Origin of the sequence: Streptomyces sp. NBC_00440, from assembly GCF_036014215.1 — a bacterium.
Taxonomy (GTDB): domain Bacteria; phylum Actinomycetota; class Actinomycetes; order Streptomycetales; family Streptomycetaceae; genus Streptomyces.
Genome location: NZ_CP107921.1, coordinates 4,196,119 through 4,216,820, shown reverse-complemented (window position 1 = coordinate 4,216,820; position 20,702 = coordinate 4,196,119). Strand labels below are relative to the sequence as shown.

At 70.5% G+C, this 20,702-nt stretch carries 22 protein-coding genes; 12 read left to right on the top strand and 10 right to left on the bottom strand.

Annotated elements, in window-relative coordinates:
* The first annotated feature begins 93 nt into the window (after positions 1-93).
* Together OHB13_RS19090 and OHB13_RS19085 are read left to right on the top strand one after the other, a co-directional pair.
* A complete protein-coding gene (locus OHB13_RS19090; protein ID WP_266855148.1) occupies positions 94-486 on the top strand; it encodes a PadR family transcriptional regulator in 393 nt (130 codons plus the stop codon).
* Positions 483-1,073, top strand: coding sequence for an HAAS signaling domain-containing protein (locus tag OHB13_RS19085; RefSeq protein WP_328377906.1), 591 nt, complete (start codon positions 483-485; stop codon positions 1,071-1,073). The genes OHB13_RS19090 and OHB13_RS19085 overlap by 4 nt, the downstream gene beginning before the upstream one ends.
* Before the next feature lie 49 nt (positions 1,074-1,122).
* Here the strand turns inward: OHB13_RS19085 and OHB13_RS19080 are convergent, their stop codons facing one another.
* Entirely contained in the window at positions 1,123-1,527 is a 405-nt protein-coding gene (locus OHB13_RS19080) for a pyridoxamine 5'-phosphate oxidase family protein (protein ID WP_266855150.1), read from the bottom strand.
* Positions 1,528-1,676: 149 nt separating this feature from the next.
* On the opposite strand from OHB13_RS19080, the gene OHB13_RS19075 reads away from it, so the two are divergent.
* Positions 1,677-2,153, top strand: a complete 477-nt coding sequence (locus OHB13_RS19075) for a carboxymuconolactone decarboxylase family protein (protein WP_328377905.1) — start codon at positions 1,677-1,679, stop codon at positions 2,151-2,153.
* Between the two features lie 193 nt (positions 2,154-2,346).
* On the opposite strand, the gene OHB13_RS19070 is transcribed toward OHB13_RS19075, so the two are convergent.
* Entirely contained in the window at positions 2,347-3,798 is a 1,452-nt protein-coding gene (locus OHB13_RS19070) for a carboxylesterase/lipase family protein (RefSeq protein WP_328377904.1), read from the bottom strand.
* Between the two features lie 62 nt (positions 3,799-3,860).
* Positions 3,861-4,790 (bottom strand): MBL fold metallo-hydrolase, encoded by a 930-nt coding sequence (locus tag OHB13_RS19065; RefSeq protein ID WP_328377903.1) that lies wholly within the window; start codon positions 4,788-4,790, stop codon positions 3,861-3,863.
* A gap of 138 nt (positions 4,791-4,928) precedes the next feature.
* Here OHB13_RS19065 and OHB13_RS19060 point away from each other — a divergent pair, with 138 nt between their 5' ends.
* Both OHB13_RS19060 and OHB13_RS19055 read left to right on the top strand, forming a co-directional pair.
* Positions 4,929-5,837: a helix-turn-helix domain-containing protein gene (locus OHB13_RS19060; protein WP_328377902.1), complete on the top strand. Its 909-nt coding sequence runs from the start codon at positions 4,929-4,931 to the stop codon at positions 5,835-5,837.
* 401 nt (positions 5,838-6,238) lie between these two features.
* Positions 6,239-6,481, top strand: coding sequence for a hypothetical protein (locus OHB13_RS19055; RefSeq protein ID WP_328377901.1), 243 nt, complete (start codon positions 6,239-6,241; stop codon positions 6,479-6,481).
* Between the two features lie 89 nt (positions 6,482-6,570).
* On the opposite strand, the gene OHB13_RS19050 is transcribed toward OHB13_RS19055, so the two are convergent.
* Positions 6,571-6,759 carry a DUF397 domain-containing protein gene (locus OHB13_RS19050; RefSeq protein ID WP_328377900.1) on the bottom strand — a complete coding sequence of 63 codons (189 nt, stop codon included), beginning with the start codon at positions 6,757-6,759 and terminating at the stop codon, positions 6,571-6,573.
* Positions 6,760-6,762: 3 nt separating this feature from the next.
* The gene (locus OHB13_RS19045; protein WP_328377899.1) at positions 6,763-7,644 is read right to left on the bottom strand and encodes a helix-turn-helix domain-containing protein; all 882 of its coding nucleotides are present in this window, start codon (positions 7,642-7,644) and stop codon (positions 6,763-6,765) included.
* Positions 7,645-7,871: 227 nt separating this feature from the next.
* Between OHB13_RS19045 and OHB13_RS19040 the strand changes: the two genes are divergently transcribed.
* Positions 7,872-8,282 (top strand): ATP-binding protein, encoded by a 411-nt coding sequence (locus OHB13_RS19040; protein ID WP_328377898.1) that lies wholly within the window; start codon positions 7,872-7,874, stop codon positions 8,280-8,282.
* 110 nt (positions 8,283-8,392) lie between these two features.
* Here the strand turns inward: OHB13_RS19040 and OHB13_RS19035 are convergent, their stop codons facing one another.
* The 4 genes from OHB13_RS19035 to pdhA all read right to left on the bottom strand — a co-directional run bounded on the left by OHB13_RS19035 (position 8,393) and on the right by pdhA (position 12,350).
* On the bottom strand, positions 8,393-8,572 hold the full coding sequence (locus tag OHB13_RS19035) for a helix-turn-helix domain-containing protein (RefSeq protein ID WP_406348307.1): 180 nt from the start codon (positions 8,570-8,572) through the stop codon (positions 8,393-8,395).
* A gap of 168 nt (positions 8,573-8,740) precedes the next feature.
* Positions 8,741-10,189: a dihydrolipoamide acetyltransferase family protein gene (locus tag OHB13_RS19025; RefSeq protein WP_328377897.1), complete on the bottom strand. Its 1,449-nt coding sequence runs from the start codon at positions 10,187-10,189 to the stop codon at positions 8,741-8,743.
* A 14-nt stretch (positions 10,190-10,203) separates the two neighbouring features.
* Complete coding sequence (locus tag OHB13_RS19020) at positions 10,204-11,184, bottom strand: alpha-ketoacid dehydrogenase subunit beta (protein WP_328377896.1); 981 nt, start codon at positions 11,182-11,184, stop codon at positions 10,204-10,206.
* A 2-nt stretch (positions 11,185-11,186) separates the two neighbouring features.
* Positions 11,187-12,350, bottom strand: a complete 1,164-nt coding sequence (gene pdhA / locus OHB13_RS19015; protein ID WP_266855160.1) for a pyruvate dehydrogenase (acetyl-transferring) E1 component subunit alpha — start codon at positions 12,348-12,350, stop codon at positions 11,187-11,189.
* Positions 12,351-12,678: 328 nt separating this feature from the next.
* Between pdhA and OHB13_RS19010 the strand changes: the two genes are divergently transcribed.
* From OHB13_RS19010 to OHB13_RS19000, 3 genes are all read left to right on the top strand, one after another.
* Entirely contained in the window at positions 12,679-13,350 is a 672-nt protein-coding gene (locus OHB13_RS19010; RefSeq protein WP_328377895.1) for a response regulator transcription factor, read from the top strand.
* Positions 13,351-13,603: 253 nt separating this feature from the next.
* Positions 13,604-14,020 (top strand): pyridoxamine 5'-phosphate oxidase family protein, encoded by a 417-nt coding sequence (locus tag OHB13_RS19005; protein ID WP_328377894.1) that lies wholly within the window; start codon positions 13,604-13,606, stop codon positions 14,018-14,020.
* Between the two features lie 15 nt (positions 14,021-14,035).
* Positions 14,036-15,040, top strand: coding sequence for a phosphotransferase (locus OHB13_RS19000; RefSeq protein WP_266855163.1), 1,005 nt, complete (start codon positions 14,036-14,038; stop codon positions 15,038-15,040).
* Positions 15,041-15,126: 86 nt separating this feature from the next.
* On the opposite strand, the gene OHB13_RS18995 is transcribed toward OHB13_RS19000, so the two are convergent.
* The gene (locus tag OHB13_RS18995; RefSeq protein WP_266855164.1) at positions 15,127-16,800 is read right to left on the bottom strand and encodes a protein kinase domain-containing protein; all 1,674 of its coding nucleotides are present in this window, start codon (positions 16,798-16,800) and stop codon (positions 15,127-15,129) included.
* A gap of 342 nt (positions 16,801-17,142) precedes the next feature.
* Between OHB13_RS18995 and OHB13_RS18990 the strand changes: the two genes are divergently transcribed.
* The 3 genes from OHB13_RS18990 (at position 17,143) to OHB13_RS18980 (ending at position 20,504) form a co-directional block, all read left to right on the top strand.
* Positions 17,143-18,798: a Stk1 family PASTA domain-containing Ser/Thr kinase gene (locus OHB13_RS18990; protein WP_328377893.1), complete on the top strand. Its 1,656-nt coding sequence runs from the start codon at positions 17,143-17,145 to the stop codon at positions 18,796-18,798.
* 199 nt (positions 18,799-18,997) lie between these two features.
* Positions 18,998-19,873: a hypothetical protein gene (locus tag OHB13_RS18985; protein ID WP_328377892.1), complete on the top strand. Its 876-nt coding sequence runs from the start codon at positions 18,998-19,000 to the stop codon at positions 19,871-19,873.
* A 37-nt stretch (positions 19,874-19,910) separates the two neighbouring features.
* On the top strand, positions 19,911-20,504 hold the full coding sequence (locus OHB13_RS18980; protein ID WP_266855168.1) for a PadR family transcriptional regulator: 594 nt from the start codon (positions 19,911-19,913) through the stop codon (positions 20,502-20,504).
* The last annotated feature ends 198 nt before the right edge of the window (positions 20,505-20,702 follow it).

Here is a 20,702-nt window from a genome sequence, read left to right as displayed (position 1 = left end):
CTTTCCGGGCATTCGACCCCGACCCGGCCGTCCGGAATCCCCTCCCGGCTTCTGCCGCACGGGCAGGTCGGATCACCTGGTACCTTGTTATGCATGGAACGCGGTAAAGCAAGTCACCAGACCCCGGGGAAGGTCGAGAGCCAGCTCCGTAAAGGGGTTCTGGAGTACTGCGTTCTCGCGCTGATGCGTGACGGGCCCAAGTACGGGGTCGAACTGCTCAGCGCGTTGCAGGACACCACGGCCCTGACGACCAGCCAGGGCACCGTCTATCCGCTGCTGTCACGGCTGCGGCGGGACGCGCTCGTGGACACCGCCTGGCAGGAGTCGGCCTCCGGCCCGCCCCGGCGGTACTACTCGCTGACCGAGGCCGGACACGCCGCACTCGAAGAGTTCGCCGGGATCTGGCCCGGATTCCGTGACGCCGTCGACCACCTCCTCCAGCCGAACACCAGCCCTCGGCCCCACCCGGGAAAGGCACACCCATGAAGACCGACGACACCCTGGTCCAGGACTACATCGCCGCAGTTGAGCGGGAGACCTCGACCTTGCCGCCGGCCGCACGCCAGGAGCTCATAGCCGACCTGAACGAGCACATCCAGGTCGCGCTCGCCGAACGCCCCGGCAGCACCCGCGAGATCCTGCACGAGATCGGCGACCCCCGCACGATCGCCGCCACCGCCCTCCAGGAACTGGGCCCCACCGCCGGCTCTCAGGGCAGCAGGCCCAGTCGCCGCTGCTCCCCGGCCTGGCTGCCGATCGTGCTCCTGATAGTCGCCAACGTGCTGCCCTACGCCGGAGGCTTCGCGTTCCTCGCCATCCTCGCCTTCGCCGCCGAGATCACCGCCGTCGTCATGGTCATCCGCTCCAGCCACTGGACAACGACCCACAAGCGCAACGGCCTCATCATGACCCCCGTCATCCCCGTGGTCGCCCACCTCATCTGGTACGCCGCCTTCATCGTCCCCGACGGCAAGATCGCCGGATTCGACGTGATCCGCTGGACACTCGTCGTCCTGCTGTTCATCCTCACCCTGATCGGCGCCAACTACCTGTGGCGCACCAAGCGCGCCTGACGCAGGACGGCGGCCCACACCGACGGCGGCCCACACCGGTGGATGACCTTCACTGTGCGACGCCGGGCAACAGCCAGCGCCGCACGGGGACCTGAAGCAGTACGCGTCCCCCGTCCGGGCGGTGGGGAACCGTGACATCCCAGGCGTACTTCGCCGCGAACGCGGCCGTCACCTCTTCGGGGAACCCGTCATGGCGGAGCTGGACATCTCCCTCCGCGACGACGGGGACCCGGCCGTCCTCCAGCGCCAGGGACACCCGGGGGTTCTCCCGGAGAACGCGCACCTTGACCGAAGCGCTGTCCACCCCGATCCACCAGCTGCCCCGGAGGAAGACGAACCACACGGGCGTCACATGGGGTGACCCGTCGGGACGGACACCGCACAGCCAGACGGTGCGCTCGGTGGCCAGACGGTCCAGGACGGCGGGGTCGGCCGGATGCGCGGCAGTGCTCATCCGCCCATCCCAGCCCACACGGCCGCCGCCCCGCTTCGGTCCACAGCCCCTGGCGCCCCGGACTTTCGGCGTACGCCCGGTCATGTCACATCTCGCCGCCCCGCTCCGTCGTACTCATGCAGGCATCGAAAACGACAGAGGAGTCCATCATGGGTGGCCGTATCAACATGTTCGAGAACCCGGTCGCGGGCAAGGTCTGGAAGCACATCATCGCGGCGAACAAGGCCATCGTCGACTCGTCACTGCTTCCTGTCGCGACGCAGGAGCTGGTGAAGATCCGCGCGAGTCAGATCAACGGGTGCGGCGGCTGCCTCGACATGCACACCAAGGACGCAGCCGCGGCCGGTGAGACCGCGGTACGCCTCAACCTGGTCGCCGCGTGGCGCGAGGCCACGGTCTTCACCGAGGCCGAACGCGCGGCGCTGGAGCTGACGGAGCAGGGCACCCGCCTCGCCGACGCGGCCGGCGGTGTCACGGACGAGGCCTGGGCGAACGCCGCCAAGCACTACGACGAGGACCAGCTCGCCGCCCTGGTGTCCCAGATCGCCGTCATCAACGCCTTCAACCGTGGCAACGTCATGATCCAGACACCGGCCGGCAGCTACGAGCCCGGCATGCTCGGATAAAAAGGGAGACCATCCCGGCCGGGCCCCGGAGGCGTTCCTCCGGCCCGGTCGGCTCCCTTCCGTTCGCACCCGCACGCCCGCCCGCGGAGGCGGTACGCACCTGAACGAAGCCGCCGCGGGTACAGCAACTCTCGGATGGCCCTTCTGGGGTCACGTCCCAGAACATCGGCCTACAGCGGGCTCGTCCTGCTGGTCAACCCGTTGATGGCTGCCCGAGGATCTCCGCCCCGGGCCGCTGCGGGTCGTAGGGAGCCCAGCCCGGGTTCCCGGTGCCGGCGAACGCCACCCACGCGCCGTGTACTTGGGCCGCGAGTCCTGCTGGAGCGGGGTCGGGGCCGAGCAAGCTGGTGTCCCCGTGCAGCCAGGGCTTGTCCGCCATGTCGAACACGAAGGGCAGTTCGACGGTGTGGGCAGCGCCGAGCCGACCGCCCAGAGCCGTCGAGCGATACCCGAACGAGTAGAGGTGCGTGCGGCCGCCCGAGATCCGCGCGTGGGCCCGTGCCATGCGCGTCGTACCGTCCGCGAACAGGGCCTGCCCGAGCACGGCGGAGCGCAGCTCGCCCGGTGTCGCGCCCGGCCGTGCCGTGCGGTGCGCGGCGAGGGCGCTTTCCGGATCTGCATGGACCCGGGTCGTGACGGTCAGCACATCGGCTTCCGTGGTGGACTCCAGATCACCCTGCGGTACGAGGTACAGGTGCCCCTCTTCGGTGTTGGTGCCGATGAGCAGGTCGACGTCGGCGGCCGGGCCGTCGGCGAGACCGTCGGCGGGCTGGACCGGAAGGACCAGGCTGAACGGGCTGAGCCCGGCCAGCGGGTCCCGGGCAGTGCTGGTGCAGAGGTCGAGACCGGCCAGTGCGGGCAGGATCGCCAGGAAGCGCTCGTCCGGGATCGGGGCGAACGCCTCGGCGGTCGGTTCGACGCCCAGCGCGGCGGCCGCCGCGGAGGTGACCCGCTGCGCCTGCTCCGGGGTGAACGCGCCGGTGCCGCTGCCGCTTTGGACGATCGCCCGGCGGAACAGACCCTTGGCCTCCGGTGTCGCGAGCAGCGCGCCGGTGAGCGTGGCGCCCGCGGACTGGCCGAAGAGCGTGACGTTGCCGGGGTCGCCGCCGAATGCCGCGACGGTGTCCTGTACCCAGCTGAGGGCGGCGAGCACGTCCAGCAGTCCGCGGTTGGCCGGAGCGCCCGCCAGATCGAGGAACCCGGGGATGCCGAGGCGGTAGTTCACCGTCACGAGCACGACGTCGTCGCGGGCGAACGCGCTGCCGTCGTAGAGCGCGGCGCGGCTCGATCCGGTGACGAACCCGCCGCCGTGCACGAAGACCATGACGGGGCGTCCGCCGTCGTCGGCGGCAGGCGTGTGGACATCGACGGTCAGGTACTCCTCGCCGGGCACCCAGCCCGGCCCGAAGTAGGGGGCCATGTCGAGCCGGCCGAAGTCGCGGGCCGGCTGGGGAGCCGTGGGTCCGGGCTGTGTGCCGTCGCGGACACCGGACCAGCCCGGGTGCGGTGCGGGTGGCGCGAAACGGCCGGCGCCGGCCGGCGCCGCCGCGTAGGGGATGGCGCGGTAGCGCTCGCCGGATCCGTCACGGACGCCGCGCACGGCGCCCGCGGGGGTTTCGACTACCGGATCTTCCTGTCGGGGCACGGGAGACTCTTCCTGTGTGGAGCGGGCATCGGGAGATGCGGCTCTTCCTGTGTGGAGGGGCGTCAGGCGAGGCGGGAGAGGGGCGCCCACTCCTTGATCGCGAACTTCGACCCGGTGCGGGTGACCTCCGCGGCACCTCGGCCGCCGAAGTGCGCCGGGAACACCAGCGCGTTGTTCTCGGCGGCGCGGCCGAGCAGCTTGCGCCGGGTGGCGCGGGATTCCAGCGGGTCCTCGCAGAAGCAGGAGTTGGTCTCGGGCTCGGCGATCTGCAGCGCGGTGTGCACCAGGTCCCCGACGAACAACGCCCGGTCGCCGCCGGATTCCAGGGTGAGCACGGACGAGCCGGGGGTGTGCCCGGGAGCAAGTTCGAGACGAAGGTTCTTGTCGATCCGGTACGTGTCCTCCCACAGGTGGGTGAGTCCCGCCTGGTGGACCGGCGTGACGCTGTCCTCGAAGACGTTCTGGTTCCCGCGGCCCAGTACGGACTTGTTCTCGTTGGCCGGGTCCCAGAAGTCGAAGTCCCGCCGGTTCATCAGGTACGTGGCGTTGGGGAAGGTCGGGACCCAGTCCCGGCCTTCGAGGCGGGTGTTCCAGCCGACATGATCGATGTGCAGATGGGTGTTGACCACGATGTCGATGTCCTCGGGCCGCACCCCGGCGGCGGCGAGGTTGTCGAGGTAGTTGGTGTCCAGGCGGCTCCACACCGGTGCGTAGGGCCGCTCCTTGTGGTTGCCCACGCCGGTGTCGATGAGGATGGTGCGTCCCTCGCTGCGCAGCAGCCAGGACTGGAGCGCCGAATGGCACTCGTCCGTCTCCGGGTTCCAGAAGTCGGGCGCCAGCCAGGCGCGGTGCTCGTCCCACGAGCCGTTCTGGCTGTCCGGAAAGAACTGGGCCGGGGGCATCCCGACCGAGCCGTAGAACTCTTTGATGCGGGTGACGGTGACGTCGCCAAGGGTGAGCTGATCCGGGTTCTGATCCGGGTTCTGATCCATGTGTCCGCTCCTCGGGTCCGGGGTGTGTGGCCGAATGAGACCAAGCCTGGGCAGGCGGACGGGTACGCACCACTCCCGGGTTGTCCTACCCCTGGCAGGGTGTGGCTGGGATCCGGTCGCGCACCGAATACTGGGGTGATGACCGAACCCGGACCGCTCGGCACCTTCCTCCAAGCCCGACGCGCGCGGCTGCGCCCCGCGGACGTCGGCCTGCGCGACCTCGGGCCCCGCAGGCGGGTGGCCGGGCTCCGCCGCGAGGAAGTGGCCCAGCTGGCGGGCGTCAGCGTCTCGTACTACGCACGGCTCGAACAGGGCCTGTCCCGCGGGGCGTCGGCCGAGGTGCTCGGCGCGATCGCCCGCGCTCTCCAGCTCGACGCCCCGGAGCGCGAGCACCTCGACCGGCTCGCCGGCGCCGCCCGTCACACGCCCCGGCTGCGCCGTCCGCGCCCCGAGAAGCTCGCCGACGAAACCCGCGACCTCCTCCGCGCCGTCGACGGCGTCCCGGCGATAGTGCTCGGCCGCCGTACGGACGTACTGGCCTGGAACGCCCTCGGGCACGCTCTGCTCGCGGGCCACCTGGACCTGCTCGGCCCGGACGACCCGGCGCGACGCCCGAACATGACCCGGATCCTGTTCCTGGACCCGCACTGCCGGGAGCTGTACACGAACTGGACGCGCAAGGCCCGCGCCGTGGTCGGCAATCTGCGCATCGCCGTCGGCAGGCACCCGGACGACCCGCTGCTCGCCGAACTGATCGGTGAACTGACGATGAAGAGCCCGGAGTTCGTCGCGCTGTGGGCGGACCACCGCGTGGAGCCGTGCGACGCCGCCTCCTACGATCTGCACCACCCCGTCGTCGGCAGCGTGACGGTGACCCAGCAGACCCTGTCCGTCGCCCGCTCACCGGACCAGGCGCTCATCGTGTGCACCACCCCCGCCGGTTCCTCTTCCGAAGAGGCCCTCGCGCTCCTCCGGCAGGTGACCGACGACCGGACGCCGCACGCGAACAGCGCCGGCGTTTCCAAGGAGCCAACTCGACAGTTCTGAGGCGGTTCCGGCCGACCGCCTGTGGTGGCCGACCGCCCGTGGTCCACGAAGCGCGCTGGAACCAGGCCGGTTCACGGATCGCCCCTCACGCGCGCCCCAGGACACGCCCTCCTTCGTCAATTGTCAGAGGCGTGTCACAGAGCTTGTCGAACCTTGGGGCGGCAGTTGCTGGTGTGATCGAATGCAAATGCTCCGGGAAATCCCGGAGCGCACCGGTGCTTTGTGCGGTCGGGACACCTGGCCGCACCGGGTGCGAGGCGTATCCCGCACGTCAGCACTTCCCGGGGCCATGCCATGGCGACTCGGATCCGTACGGCGAATTCGTGATGACCCGCACCCGACCCCACCCAGCGGCCGTGCGCCTTCTGGCGTATGTGCCCTCAGGCGAAAGGGAGCGAACAATGCAGAAGACCTTGAAGAAGGCCGTAGTTGTCGGCGCCAGCATTCTGGCGTTCTCCGGCGTCGCTGCCGGCGTGGCTCAGGCGACGCCGCGGCAGGGCGCGGACATCAAGGGGAACGGAACCATTCAGGACTGCACCGACTGGGGCAACGCTCTGCAGAAGGATGGCACGATCGTGGGCTTCGCCTGTATGGAGGACCAGGACGGCAATACCTACGAGCTGACGCCGTACTACGCCAACTGATCCCCCAAGAGGGCTGACGGCCCTGCCGGCTTCCCCGACGGAGCGCGCACGCCGGGGAAGCTGTCGGCCGCCCCGCCGCACCAGGTCGCCTACGGCTCGCCCGTCACGCCTGACCGGAAGGCGGCCCAGGCGGCGGGCGAGACCTGGACGACGGGGCCTGCGGTGTCTTTGGAGTCGCGTACAGCCACGGTGCCGGTTACGTTCAGCGCGACCTCGACGCACTCTTGCCCAGCGTTGCCCCCGCTGAAGCTGGACTTGACGAACTCGAACGGGGTCACGCGCTACAGCTCCTTGAGAATGCTCTCTACCAGCCTGACCGAAGTGCGCTGAGCCAGCCCCAACCGGGTGATCCGCTCGAACAGTTGGCCGTGAAGCGCGGCATCAGTATCGCCCTCCAACCACAGAGTGGTCGACGTGGTGTCCATGTGCACCACGTCGAGCGCACCCGGTTCGGCGAACGAAACAATCGTGAAGGCGCTGGTCATCCCCGGATGAGCACCAGCGAGGTACGGCACCACCTGCAACTTCACGTGCGGCTGTCGTGTCATGTCCAGCAAATGGCCAAGCTGCTCGCGCATGACCTCCCGGCCGCCGACGAGCTGCCGCAAACAGCCCTCGCTGACGACCGCCCACAGTTCCAGCGGGTGCTCTCCTACGAGCCGCGCCTTGCGCGCCATGCGGGACTCGACGAACGGGTCGATCTCATCGAGGTCGGACCAGGAGCCGTTGCCCACCGCGAGGGCGCGTGCGTAGTCGGCAGTCTGGAGCAGACCTGGGACCACGGCCAGTTGCCAAGTGCGTACGAGGGTCGCGATGTCCTCCAGCGCCACGTACTCGCCCATCGCCTGGAGCTGCGGATACTGGTTCCACCACCCATGCGCCTTGCGCCGTTCCCGGTCCGTCTTGGCAAGGGCCAGCAGCCGGCTGAGAGCCTCCGGGTCGTCATTGCCGTACAGATGACACAAAGCGCGGACATCCGGATCACGCACCGGCACAAGTCCGCGCTCTATCTTCGCGACCTTGGCAACGGATGCCGTCAGCGCGTCAGCCGCGTGCGACTGGCGCAGGTCACTCGCCTCGCGCATTCGTAGCAGCTCGCCCCCGAGGCGTCGTCCCAGGACGGTGGAGACCGTCCTGCCTCGGTCAGGACTCGTACCGGCCATGTGCCGTCCCTTCCCCGCGATTCGCTTCAGTTTGCTGTCGCCCCAGGCGCAGCACAACAAGGACAGAGAACTTTCTGCCCGAACAACTTGCTGCCCTGCAAGTCGCACCGCTACGGTCAGTACTCAACCGCTCGCACAGCGGCGCCAGTTGGCGGAAGTGCACCGCTCCGGCCTGCCCGGCCGGCGCGGCGATGCCACCGCCGCACTCGCATGAGGAGGCACGTGTCATGACCGTCCGGCACGACAAGGTCAGCTACCCCCCGTACCCGCGCAGCGTCCCCCTGGCCCGCAGACGCGTCGCCTCGCTCGTCGCCGACTGGGGACACCCCGAACTCGCCGGTGACGCCGCGCTCGTGGCCGGTGAACTCTGCGGGAACGCCGTGCTGCACGGGTGTCTGCGGGACCGGCTCTTCCGGGTCGACGTCACGCTCGGGGGGAACACTCTCCGGATCGCGGTGACGGACCCTCGCGGGGAACGGCTGCCAGTGCCACGGGTCGCCGACCCCGACGACCAGTTCGGGCGCGGGCTGCTCATCGTCGATACGGTCGCGGCCCGCTGGGACGTACAGACCCTGACCGTGGGCAAGGCCGTCTGGGCCGAACTGGACGTGCAGCCCGTAGCGTTGATCTGCCCGTAGCGCCTCTCACACGGTCGGGACAGCGGACCACACTTCACCGAGGGCGTGCCGGGCGATGTCGCCGAACTCACCGGTCTTGCCCGGGTCGCTCCACCGCTCGTAGGCCATCTTCATGGCGAGCTCTTGGCGAGTCCGGCGCGCTTCGCGATGTCGAGCACGGTCGTGTTCCCGTACCCGCGCTCCGCGAACAGTTCGAGAGCGGCGTCAGCGAGTCGTTGCGATGCGCTCTCGGTGGCGGGGATGACCGCCTCGGCGGCGCTCGCAGCGGCCGATGTGAAGGCTGACGACACCGTCTTGATCGGGGGCGCCGCCGGTGGTGTCGGCGTGCTCGCCGTCCAGCTCGCCGGGCTCAAGGGTGCCCGGGACCAGGAGGCCACAGCCGACGTCGCGGCACAGCGCGGCCCCCGGACGCACCGCGCGTCCGGGGGCCGTTCAGCTGCTCGGGCCACTGCGCCCGGCTACGCCCAGGTGATCAGCCGCTTCGGCTGCTCCAGGATCGCCGCGACATCCGCGAGCACCTTCGAGCCGAGTTCACCGTCGACCAGACGGTGGTCGAAGGAGAGCGCCAGCGTGGTGACCTGACGGGGCTTCACCTTGCCCTTGTGAACCCACGGCTGGAGCTTGATCGCGCCGACCGCGAGGATCGCGGACTCGCCCGGGTTGATGATCGGCGTACCGGTGTCGACGCCGAAGACGCCGACGTTGGTGATGGTCACCGTCCCGCCCTGCATCGCCGCCGGGGACGTCTTGCCCTCGCGGGCCGTGGCGACCAGTTCGCCCAGCGCACCGGCCAGTTCGGGCAGCGTCTTGGCGTGCGCGTCCTTGATGTTCGGGACGAGCAGGCCGCGCGGGGTCGCCGCCGCGATGCCCAGGTTGACGTAGTGCTTCTGGACGATCTCCTGGTTGTCTTCGTCCCAGGCGGAGTTGACCTCCGGGTTCCGCTTGATCGCGACCAGCAGCGCCTTGGCGATCAGGAGCAGCGGGTTGGCCCGCAGCCCCTCGAAGGCCTTGTCGGTCTTCAGTTCGGCGACGAGCTTCATCGTGCGGGTGACGTCGACCGTGACGAACTCGGTGACGTGCGGCGCGGTGAAGGCGCTGCCGACCATCGCCTGCGCGGTGGCCTTCCGTACGCCCTTGACGGGGATACGGGTCTCCCGGGCATCGGACGGGACGGACGGGGCAGGGGCCGCGACGGCCGCCTGCTCCGGGGCCGCGGCCTGCGCCGGTTCCTGCGCCGCCGGGGCCACGGCCGCGTGGACGTCCTCGCGGGTGATGATCCCGTCCGGGCCCGAAGGCGTGACCGTGGTCAGGTCGATGCCGAGGTCCTTGGCCAGCTTGCGGACCGGCGGCTTGGCCAGCGGGCGGGACACGGTGTGGCCGTTGACCGGCGCCGCGACCGGCGCAGCGGCGACCGGTGCGGCGGCGGGCGGAGCGTAGTACGTGCCCTCCGGCGCGGCCTCCGGCTCCGGCGCCGCGCTCTTGCGCGCCCGGCGCTTGGTCGACGCCTCCGAGACCCCGTACCCGACCAGGACCGGCTGGCGGGCGGCGGGCTGCGCCTCCTGCCCGGAATCCTGCCCTGCCTCCTGTGCGGCGTCCTGTTCGGCGGGCTGCTCGATCTGCTGCGGGACGGCGGCCGGCTCCTGCTCCGAACCCGGTGCCCCCACCGTGATGATCACCTGGCCGACATCGACCGTGGTGCCCTCCGGAAAGCGCAGCTCGCGCACCACACCGTCGAACGGAATGGGCAGCTCCACGGCCGCCTTCGCCGTCTCGACCTCGCACACGACCTGGCCGTCGGTGACCGTGTCACCGGGCGCGACGTACCACTTGAGGATCTCCGCCTCGGTGAGTCCCTCGCCCACGTCGGGCATCTTGAACTCCCGGACCGGGATCGCGATATCAGTCATGGTCACGGCGCTCCTCAGTACGCAAGCGAGCGGTCGACGGCGTCGAGCACCCTGTCCAGGCCCGGCAGGTACTCGTCCTCCAGGCGCGCCGGCGGGTACGGCACGTGGTACCCGCCGACCCGCAGCACCGGTGCCTCCAGGTGATAGAAGCACCGCTCGGTGATCCGGGCGGCGATCTCCGCGCCCGTACCGAGGAAGACCGGGGCCTCGTGCACCACGACCAGCCTGCGCGTCTTCTCCACCGAGGTCTGCACGCTGTCGAAGTCGATCGGGGACATCGACCGCAGGTCCACGACCTCGACGGACTTGCCCTCCTCGGCCGCCGCTGCCGCAGCCTCCAGGCAGACCTTCACCATCGGGCCGTACGCGGCCAGCGTCAGGTCGGTGCCCTCACGGGCCACTCGCGCCTTGTGCAGCGGGTGCGGGATCGCGTCGGTGTCGACCTCCCCCTTGTCCCAGTATCGCCGCTTCGGCTCGAAGAAGATGACGGGGTCGTCGCTCTGGATGGCCTGCTGCATCATCCAGTACGCGTCCGACGCGTTGGACGGCGAGACGACCTTCAGGCCCGCCACGTGCGCGAAGAGCGCCTCGGGCGACTCGCTGTGGTGCTCGACCGCGCCGATGCCGCCGCCGTACGGGATACGGACGACGACCGGCAGTTTGATCTTGCCGAGCGCACGCGCGTACATCTTCGCCAGCTGCGTGACGATCTGGTCGTACGCGGGGAAGACGAAGCCGTCGAACTGGATCTCCACGACCGGCCGGTAGCCGCGCAGGGCCAGCCCGATCGCGGTGCCGACGATGCCGGACTCGGCGAGCGGGGTGTCGATCACCCGGTCCTCGCCGAAGTCCTTGTGCAGCCCGTCCGTGACCCGGAAGACGCCGCCGAGCTTGCCGACGTCCTCTCCCATGATGAGGACCTTGGGGTCGGTGTCGAGCGCCGTGCGCAGCGACTCGTTGAGCGCCTTCGCGATGCTCATGTTCTTTCCGGCCATGATCAGTTGCCCTCCTCGGCGGAGTCCGCGAAGGACGCCTGGTAGGCGGCGAACTGCGCGCGCTCCTCGTCGACGAGCGCGTGGCCGTCGGCGTGGGTGTTCTCGAACATGGCCATCGGGTCCGGGTCGGGCATCGCCCGTACAGCCTCCCGCACCCGCTTGCCGAGCGTCTCGCTCTCGCTCTCCAGGCCGGTGAAGAACGCCTCGTCGGCGAACTTCTGCTTCTCCAGGTACGTCTTCAGCCGCTGGATCGGGTCCTTGGCCTCCCACGCCTGCCGCTCGTCGTCCGTGCGGTACTTGGTGGGGTCGTCGGACGTGGTGTGGGCGCCCATCCGGTAGGTGTACGCCTCGACCAGCGTGGGGCCCTCGCCCCGGCGGGCGCGCTCCAGAGCCGACTTGGTGACGGCCAGACAGGCCAGTACGTCGTTGCCGTCGACCCGGACGCCGGGGAAGCCGAAGCCCTGGGCGCGCTGGTAGAGCGGCACCCGCATCTGCTTCTCGGTGGGCTCGGAGATCGCCCACTGGTTGTTCTGGCAGAAGAAGACCACCGGGGCGTTGTAGACCGCCGAGAAGGTGAACGCCTCGGCCACGTCGCCCTGGCTGGACGCGCCGTCGCCGAAGTAGGCGACGACCGCGGAGTCCGCGCCGTCCTTGACGATCCCCATCGCGTACCCGGTCGCGTGCAGCGTCTGCGAGCCGATGACGATGGTGTACAGGTGGAAGTTGTTGCTGTTGGGGTCCCAGCCGCCGTGGTTCACACCGCGGAACATGCCCAGCAGATTGGTCGGGTCGACGCCGCGGCACCAGGCCACGCCGTGCTCCCGGTAGGTCGGGAAGACGTAGTCGTCGTCCCGCAGGGCCCGGCCCGATCCGATCTGGGCGGCCTCCTGGCCGAGCAGCGAGGCCCACAGGCCCAGCTCGCCCTGGCGCTGGAGTGCGGTGGCCTCGGCGTCGAAACGGCGGGTCAGGACCATGTCCCGGTACAGACCGCGCAGCTCTTCGGGTGTGAGATCCACTTCGTACTCGGGGTGCTCGATGCGCTCGCCATCGGGCGTCAGCAGCTGTACGAGCTGCGGCTCGTCGGGCGCCTTCGGCGTCCGTGCGGCGCCGGCTCGCTTGCTGCTGCGTCGCGGCTTGCGCGTCGCGGCAGTGCTCTCCACGGTCACGTGCGTGCTCCTCCGTCGGTCCGGCCCCCGGGGTTGCCGGTAAGGCCAGTGCGGCTCGCCCGAATCCGGATCCCCCGCACGGGGTGGGTGCGATGCGAACCGGGAACAGGCGTGACAGGTGCCCCGGCGAGCACCCTCTCAAAGGCACGTTACCCAGTGCGTCGCAGAACTGCGAAACCCCATTTGACCTGCGATTTTGCTTGGATTTCCAAGTAAATCGAGAAATGGGCGAACAATCACTGGTCACAGCCTTGCAGGCCGCCGGAACAGGGGCACGTTATACCGGGCACCCCGGGCACGGGAAGAGTTCATGTGTGAAACTGATTCCGTGCCCGAAGATGGAAAAATCAGCGTTTTTCTCCTTGACGACCATGAAGTCGTACGACGCGGAGTTCATGAACTTCTGGCGATGGAGGACGACATCGAGATCGTCGGCGAGGCGGGTACCGCCGCCGACGCCCTCGCCAGGATCCCGGCCACCCGGCCCGACGTCGCGGTCCTGGACGTCCGGCTGCCGGACGGCAGCGGGGTCGAGGTCTGCCGGGAGATCCGCTCGGCCGACGAGAACATCAAGTGCCTCATGCTCACCTCGTTCTCCGACGATGAGGCGCTCTTCGACGCGATCATGGCGGGCGCCTCCGGCTATGTGCTGAAGGCGATCCGCGGCAATGAGCTGCTGTCGGCCGTACGGGATGTCGCGGCCGGCAAATCACTGCTCGACCCGGCGGCCACGGCGCGCGTTCTGGAGCGGCTGCGCGACGGTGGCACCAGCAAAGGCGATGCCCGCCTCGCGAGTCTCACCGATCAGGAACGGAAGATTCTCGACCTGATCGGCGAGGGTCTGACCAACCGCGTCATCGGCGAACGGCTGCATCTGGCCGAGAAAACGATCAAGAACTATGTCTCCAGCCTGCTCGCCAAACTGGGCATGGAGAGGCGCTCGCAGGCGGCCGCGTACGTGGCCCGGATCCAGGCCGGACAGGAGCGGAGCGAGAACTGATCCGGGGCGCGCGACGGCCCGGGACCAGTGCCCGCCGGTCCGGTCCGCCGTTCGCCGGTCCGGTCCGCCGGTCGCCGCTCCGGTCCGTCGGTCCGGCCCCTCGGCACCCCGGAAGTCCGGTCCGATTGGCCGGTCCGGAATGGTTTGAAATAGCTTCGAATGGGTTTGTTCGGCCTTATTCGGGACCTACGTCCTCAATGATCGGGCAGCTGTCCCCTTACCGGCACGGCGCCCGGCGCGGACAGTGGAAGCCATGCCCATCGAGGAACAGCGCGCCATCGCCCTGCTCAGCGGAGTGCCGTACGGCCGAGTCGCCGCCAGTATGCGCGCGCTCCCCTTCCTGGCCATCGCCCGGCACATCGTCTCGGACGGCTGCGTCATCCTGCGGATGCACGCGGGCCACGGGCACCACGAAGCCTGCGCGGGCAGCGTCGTCGCCTACGCGGCGGACAACCTGGCCTCCGGGGACGAACACTTCTGGTCGGTCCAGTTCACCGGGACCGCCGAGCTGACCGTCCCGGCCCCCGAAGAGGTCGCACAGTTCGAAACGGCGCCGGCCCAGGTGAACGGCGAACCGTACGAAGCGGTCTATCTGCGCATCAGGCCGCAATTCGCCACGCTGGACCGGATGGAGTACACCGCTCCGGAATCAGCCGGTGCCTCCCGGTGATCTAACATCTGGCGAGTGCCGCGCTCATATGCAACACCGCCTGTCGGGGAGCTGCTGCGCCGCTACCGGTCCACCGGTGCCGCGCTCTCCTGCGAGCCCGTCGCCCAGGGGCTGCTCAACCGCGGCTACCGGCTCGCCACCACCCACGGCGACTACTTCCTCAAACACCACCTCGACGGCGACCCTGCCTCGATCAGCCGCCAGCACCGCGCCACCCAGCGCCTCCAGGTGCTCGGGGTCCCGGTCGCGCCGCCGCTGGCCGACACGGACGGCGACACCGTCACGGTGATCGGCGGCCGCTGCTACGCGCTGCACCCCTGGATCGACGGCCGGCACCGGGAGGGCGCCCAGCTCAGCACGGCGTGCTCGCGGCGGCTCGGCGCGCTGCTCGGGCTCGTCCACACCGGTCTGGAGCGGGTGATGGAGGCCGAGTCGGCGCCGCCCGAGCACGAGAGCGCCGACCCCGCCGACACCTTCGCGGTCATCGAGGAACTGCTCTCCAGGCTGGCCTGCCGGCAGTCCGGCCGCGACACCTTCGACGAGCTCGCCGAACACCGGCTGCGCGAGCGCCGCCGCCTTCTGGAGCGCCATGCGCACCGGCGCCCGCCGCCGGGCACGGCGGGCGGCTGGGTGCACGGCGACTTCCATCCGCTGAACCTGCTGTACCGGGGCGCCGAGCCGGCCGCGATCATCGACTGGGACCGGCTGGGCGTGAAGCCGCGCGCCGAGGAGGCGGTCAGGGCCGCGGTGATCTTCTTCGTGCAGCCCACGGGCGAGCTGGAGCTGGCGAAGGTACGGGCCTACGCGCGCGCCTACCGGCGGGCCGCTTCGGCGGGGCCGGCGGAGCTGGCCGCCGCGGTCCACCGGGTGTGGTGGGAGCGGCTCAACGACTTCTGGACGCTGCGCTGGCGCTACCAGCTGCACGACCGCAGGGCCGACCCGCTGTTTCCCGCGGCGTCGGCCCTGGTGGTGTGGTGGACCCGTGAGTACGAGGCGGTCTGCGAGGCGTTCTCGGGGTGAGACGCCGGGGCGGGGGCTCCTGAACTCCCGGCCGCACGCACCCTTTTCCGGGGCTCAGCCGCCCGCCGCGGCCTTTCCTCCGGCTGTCAGCCGCCCGTCGCGCCCGCAGCCGCGTCGCCCGCGGTGGTCCCCGCCGCGGTGCCGGCCGTGCTCGATCCGTCCGTGGTGCTGCCGCCGTCCGGGCTGCCGCCCGCGGTCGTCGAACCGGACGACGTACCGCCGTTGTCGCTGCCGCCGTCCGTCTTGCCACCCGTGGACGAGGAACCGCCGTCCGACGACGTACCGCCGTTGTCGCTGCCGCCGTCCGTCTTGCCACCCGTGGACGAGGAACCGCCGTTCGACGACGTACCGCCACCGCCCGATGTGGACGGGGACGGCGGGGGCGTCGAGGGCGTGTCGTTGCTCGGGGTGTCCGACGGGGTGAACGAAGGCTGCTCGGTGTACTGACCGCCACTGGACGCGCCCGGGTCGGTGCTGGTGTCCGGCGACGAGTCGTCCGTCGGGGTGTCGCTCGGCCTGTCGCTCTTCGAGTGGGCGGGCGCGGGCGAGTGGTCGGTGGACGTACCGCCGGAGTTACCGCTGCCCGGCAAGCCGTTCGCCAGGACGAAGCCCGCGCCGATGGCGACCACCGCGAGCACGGCGACCACCCACATCCAGCCACGGCCGCCACGGCTCCGGCCTCCGCCGTCGTACGAACCGTCGTCCGGGTTCATCGGCGGCAGGATCGGGCCCTGCGAGGTGTCACCGTGCTGCGGGTGGCCGAGCGCCGTGGTTGCCGCTGTGCCCATCGCGGGGGTGGAGCCGCCCTCGTGCATCACGACCGGGCCGGTGTTCCACGTACCCGTGTGACCACCCTGCTGCTGGAGCATCTGCAGCGAGTAGGCGACCAGCCCCCGCATCTCCTCGGCGCTCTGGAACCGGTCGTCCGGGTCCTTCGCCAGGGAACGCATCACGAGCCCGTCGAGCTCCGGCGGCACCGCTTCCGACACCTGCGACGGCGGGATCGGCATGTCCTGGACATGCTGGTAGACCACCGAGAGCGGGGTCTCCCCGGTGAACGGGGGCCGCATCGCGAGCAGTTCGTACAGCAGGCAGCCGGTCGCGTACAGGTCGGAGCGGTGGTCGACGGCCTTGCCGAGCGCCTGCTCCGGGGAGAGGTACTGGGGCGTGCCCATGACCATGCCGGTCTGGGTCATCGTCGACTGCGCGCCGTGCAGGGCGCGGGCGATCCCGAAGTCCATCACCTTGACCGCGCCGCCGTCCGTGATGATCACGTTGGCCGGCTTGATGTCACGGTGCACGATGCCGTGCTGGTGCGAGTAGGCGAGCGCCTCCAGCACACCGGAGACGATGATCAGCGCCTGCTCGGGCGGCGGGGCCTCGGCGTTGATCAGCAGATCGCGGATGGTGCGGCCCTCGACCAGCTCCATCACGATGTAGGGGACGGTGTTGCCGCCCCAGTAGTCCTCGCCCGAGTCGTACACGGCGACCACGGCGTGGTGGTTCAGGCCCGCGACCGACTGTGCCTCGCGGGTGAACCGGGCCTTGGAGACCGGGTCCTCGGCGAGGTCGGACCTGAGCAGCTTGACGGCGACGGTGCGGCCGAGCCGCACGTCCTCGGCGGCGAACACCTCGGCCATGCCGCCACGGCCGAGGCGGTGGGTCAGCCGGTAGCGGCCGTCGCCGACGAGTCCGCCGACGCCCCACGACTCCGGCACGTCCGACACCCCGCCGCCGCCTGCCTCGGATTCGGGTGCCATCAGTCCTCGCCGTCGTGTAGGTCCGCGTCAGCGGTGGTACGCGGGTGATGCTCGGTGGTCCTCGCGGCCCAGTGCCACGCCACGCTACAGGCTCAGGGAGAGGGCCCGGTCCGGCAATGACCGGCTATCAAACCCGGAATCGCGTCGCCCATGCAAATCCTGCGTCCTTCCTGTAACGCTTACGAGACGCTTGGTACGCGTACGGTCACGGAACGGGCCCCCTGGCTTGACGTGTCAGTGGCCTCGGGCAGACTTTGCCCCGTGGGGGCCGGGGTCACAGCAGACCGGCGCCACATCAGTACGCAGAGCGCCATATCAGTGCGCCATAGGGGGAGCCACGCCATGAGCCAGGACGGCGCGCAGGGGCGCTACGCGGGAGACTCGGTCGCCGGGGGGCGCTATCAGCTCCGTGACCTGCTCGGCGAGGGTGGTATGGCGTCGGTGTACCTGGCGTACGACCAGGCGCTGGACCGGCAGGTCGCCATCAAGACGCTCCACACGGAGCTGGGGCGCGAACAGTCGTTCCGCGAGCGGTTCCGGCGCGAGGCACAGGCGGTCGCCAAGCTGTCGCACACCAACATCGTCTCGGTCTTCGACACCGGCGAGGACACCCTCGGCGACGCGCTGATGCCGTACATCGTCATGGAGTACGTGGAGGGGCAGCCGCTCGGCTCCGTACTCCAGGCGGACATCGCGCAGTACGGCGCGATGCCGGCCGACAAGGCGCTGAAGATCACCGCCGATGTGCTGGCCGCGCTGGACACCAGCCATGAAATGGGCCTGGTCCACCGGGACATCAAGCCCGGCAACGTGATGATGACCAAGCGCAACATCGTGAAGGTCATGGACTTCGGCATCGCCCGCGCCATGCAGTCGGGCGTCACGTCGATGACGCAGACCGGCATGGTCGTGGGCACTCCGCAGTACCTCTCGCCCGAGCAGGCGCTGGGCCGCGGGGTGGACGCGCGCTCCGACCTCTACTCGGTCGGCATCATGCTGTTCCAGCTGCTGACGGGCCGGCTGCCGTTCGACGCGGACTCGCCGCTCGCGATCGCGTACGCCCATGTACAGGAGGAGCCGGTCGCTCCTTCCTCGATCAACCGCTCCATCACACCGGCCGTCGACGCGCTGGTCGCCCGCGCGCTGAAGAAGAACCCGAACGAGCGGTTCCCGTCGGCCGAGTCCATGCGCGACGAGTGCCTGCGGGTCATGGCGTCGGGGCACACCGGCGGCGCCCCGATGGTCGTCGGGGGCGCGGCGCCGAACAGCGGCGCGGGCGTCGGCTCGGCGGTCTTCCCGCCGGTGGACTCCTCGATGCCGCAGAGCGGCCAGGTCCAGACGCCCTACCAGCCGGGCCCGTACGGCACGCCGGCCCCGGGGCCGGCGTACGGCTACCCGCAGCAGGGCGGCTACCAGACCCCGCCGCCGCAGAACGGGTACCAGACGCCCGCCGCCCAGCCGTACGCCGCGCAGCAGTACGGGGCGCAGACCCCGCCGCCGTACGGTGTCCAGCCCGCCGCTCCGTCCTCCCCGGCCCCGCAGGGCGGCTCCGGCGGGCGGCGGACGCCGATGCTCGTGGGCGCTGTCGTGGTGGTGCTGCTGGCGATCGGCGGGGTGATAGCGGCGCTGCACTTCAGCGGCTCGGGCGACAACACGGCGGGCAGCGCGACGGACTCCAGCACCACGGACTCCACGTCGGTGAAGGCCGGGCACAAGGGGCCCGAGCGGGACCGGACGATGGAGACCACGGAGTGCTCGGGCGCGCAGCCGGGCGTCACGGACCCGAACAAGATCGAGCTGCCGGACTTCACCTACAAGGACATCCTGTCGGTGAAGGCGTGCGCCCAGGCGGCCGGCTGGCACATCACGACGAAGAAGGAGCCCAGCGGGCAGTGGGGCCAGGACGTCGTTCTCGACCAGTACCCGCTGGCGAAGACGGACGTCAGCCCCAAGGACCTCACCATCACGCTCGGGATCTCGACGGGCGATCCGAACTGACGCACTTCGCCGGCTGACAGGCCCCTTAGCTGACAGGCCCAGTACACGTATGGCGTGTGCTGGGCCTTTTGCCGCTCCCGGGATGCCGGACTTACGGGGAGATGTGACGCTTAGTCCGTCGTTCTTCTGCTTTCTGCTGCCGGTGGGTCCGGCAGGAATGAGGGGGCATTCAGTGATCGGTCTGGTGGCGCTTGCGGTGATGCTGTCCCCGATTTCGGTGGACACGGAGGCGCCGCCACCGGCAGCCGGCGTCACGGTCACCCAGGGCGCGTCCCCGGGCGCCGCCCCGGGCGATGCGGCGGGCACGGTCACGGACCCACCGGGAACGGCGGCGGGCGTGGACGGCGGAGCCGCCGACGGGAGCACGGCCGGAGTCGCGGGCGACGAGCCTGGTGCGGCGGGCATGGCGGGCATGGCGGATGTAGCGGGTGTTACGGGTGATTCGGCCGGCGCGGCCACGGGGGCCGACGGGGCGCGCGGCGGGCCGGGCACGGCCGGGCAGCCGGACAGCGGGGACGCCGGGGGTGTGACCGCCGGCAGCGTGGGCGGCGGCATCGCGGGAACGGCCCTCGGCGCAGGTGGACCGAAACCGTCCGTTACCGCATCCGGTGCCGCCGCATCCCGCCCCTCATCCGGCAGCAGCTCCTCCGCGCACCCTTCACCGCGCACCTCACTGGCGGGCGACCCGGCGGGTCAAGGCCGTCCGCGGCCGGGCAGGAACTCGGGCGCCTCGCTCTCCCCCTCGGGCGTACCGAGCCTCCCCGCCCACCCGCGCACCTCCGCCCGGGTGATCCGCCCCTCCCTGCCCATGCGGGCGCCCCACCCACCGGCCGCCCGGCACCGGCACTCCTGGGCGCCGCGCAACGACGAGGGCACCGGGCGGGCGACGGAGCCCGCTCCGGACACCCCGGCGCCCAGGGGCAGGGACATGGAAGCGGCAGGCAGGCACTCCACGCAGCAGACCGCTTCGCGCGCAGCCGACCTTCCGCTGCAAGTGGGGGCGATGGGCGCCGGACTTGCCCTGATCGGTCTCGGTCTGGGCTTCCTGGGGCTGCGGCTGCGCCGGACGCAGTAGCTTGCGCTGGGGAACATACTCGGTATACATACTGAGTATGTCGATCCGCCACGGGCTACTGGCCCTCCTGGAACACGGCCCCCGCTACGGCTCTCAACTCCGTACCGATTTCGAGTCCCGGACCGGTGCCACCTGGCCGCTCAACGTCGGGCAGGTCTACACGACGCTCGCCCGCCTGGAGCGCGACGGCCTGGTGGCGCAGGACTCCGAGGACGGCGCGGGCCACGCGCTGTACGCCATCACCGACGAGGGCCGCGAGGAACTCCGCAGCTGGTACGGGGCCCCGGTCGACCGCACCAGCCCGGCCCGCGACGAGCTGGCCATCAAGCTGGCGATGGCCGTCGGAGCGCCCGGCGTGGACATCCGCGCGGTGATCCAGGCGCAGCGCCACCACACGGTGAAGGCGATGCAGGACTACACACGGCTGAAGGCACAGGCCCTGGACACCGCCCCGGCCAACCGCGACGAGGTCGCCTGGCTGCTCGTACTGGAACAGCTGATCTTCCAGGCGGAGGCCGAGGCCCGCTGGCTCGACCACTGCGAATCCCGCCTGGTCCGCCTGGCGGCCGCGGCCCGGACGGACCCCGCTCCGGCCGCAGCGGGAAAACCCCGCACGAAGACCCGCCGCTGAACCGTCACTCTCACCGCACCGCCGCTGACGGCCCGTTCGGGCATCCGTCCCGTCCGTTCGGGAACGCGGCAAGCCCGTTCGGGCACCCGCCGAGTCCGTCCGGGAACGCCACAGGCCCGTTCGGGCACCGGACGGGCCCCAACCGGGCACCGCACCGAGCACAACCGGGCACCCGCCCGGCCCGTACAGCCACTTGCC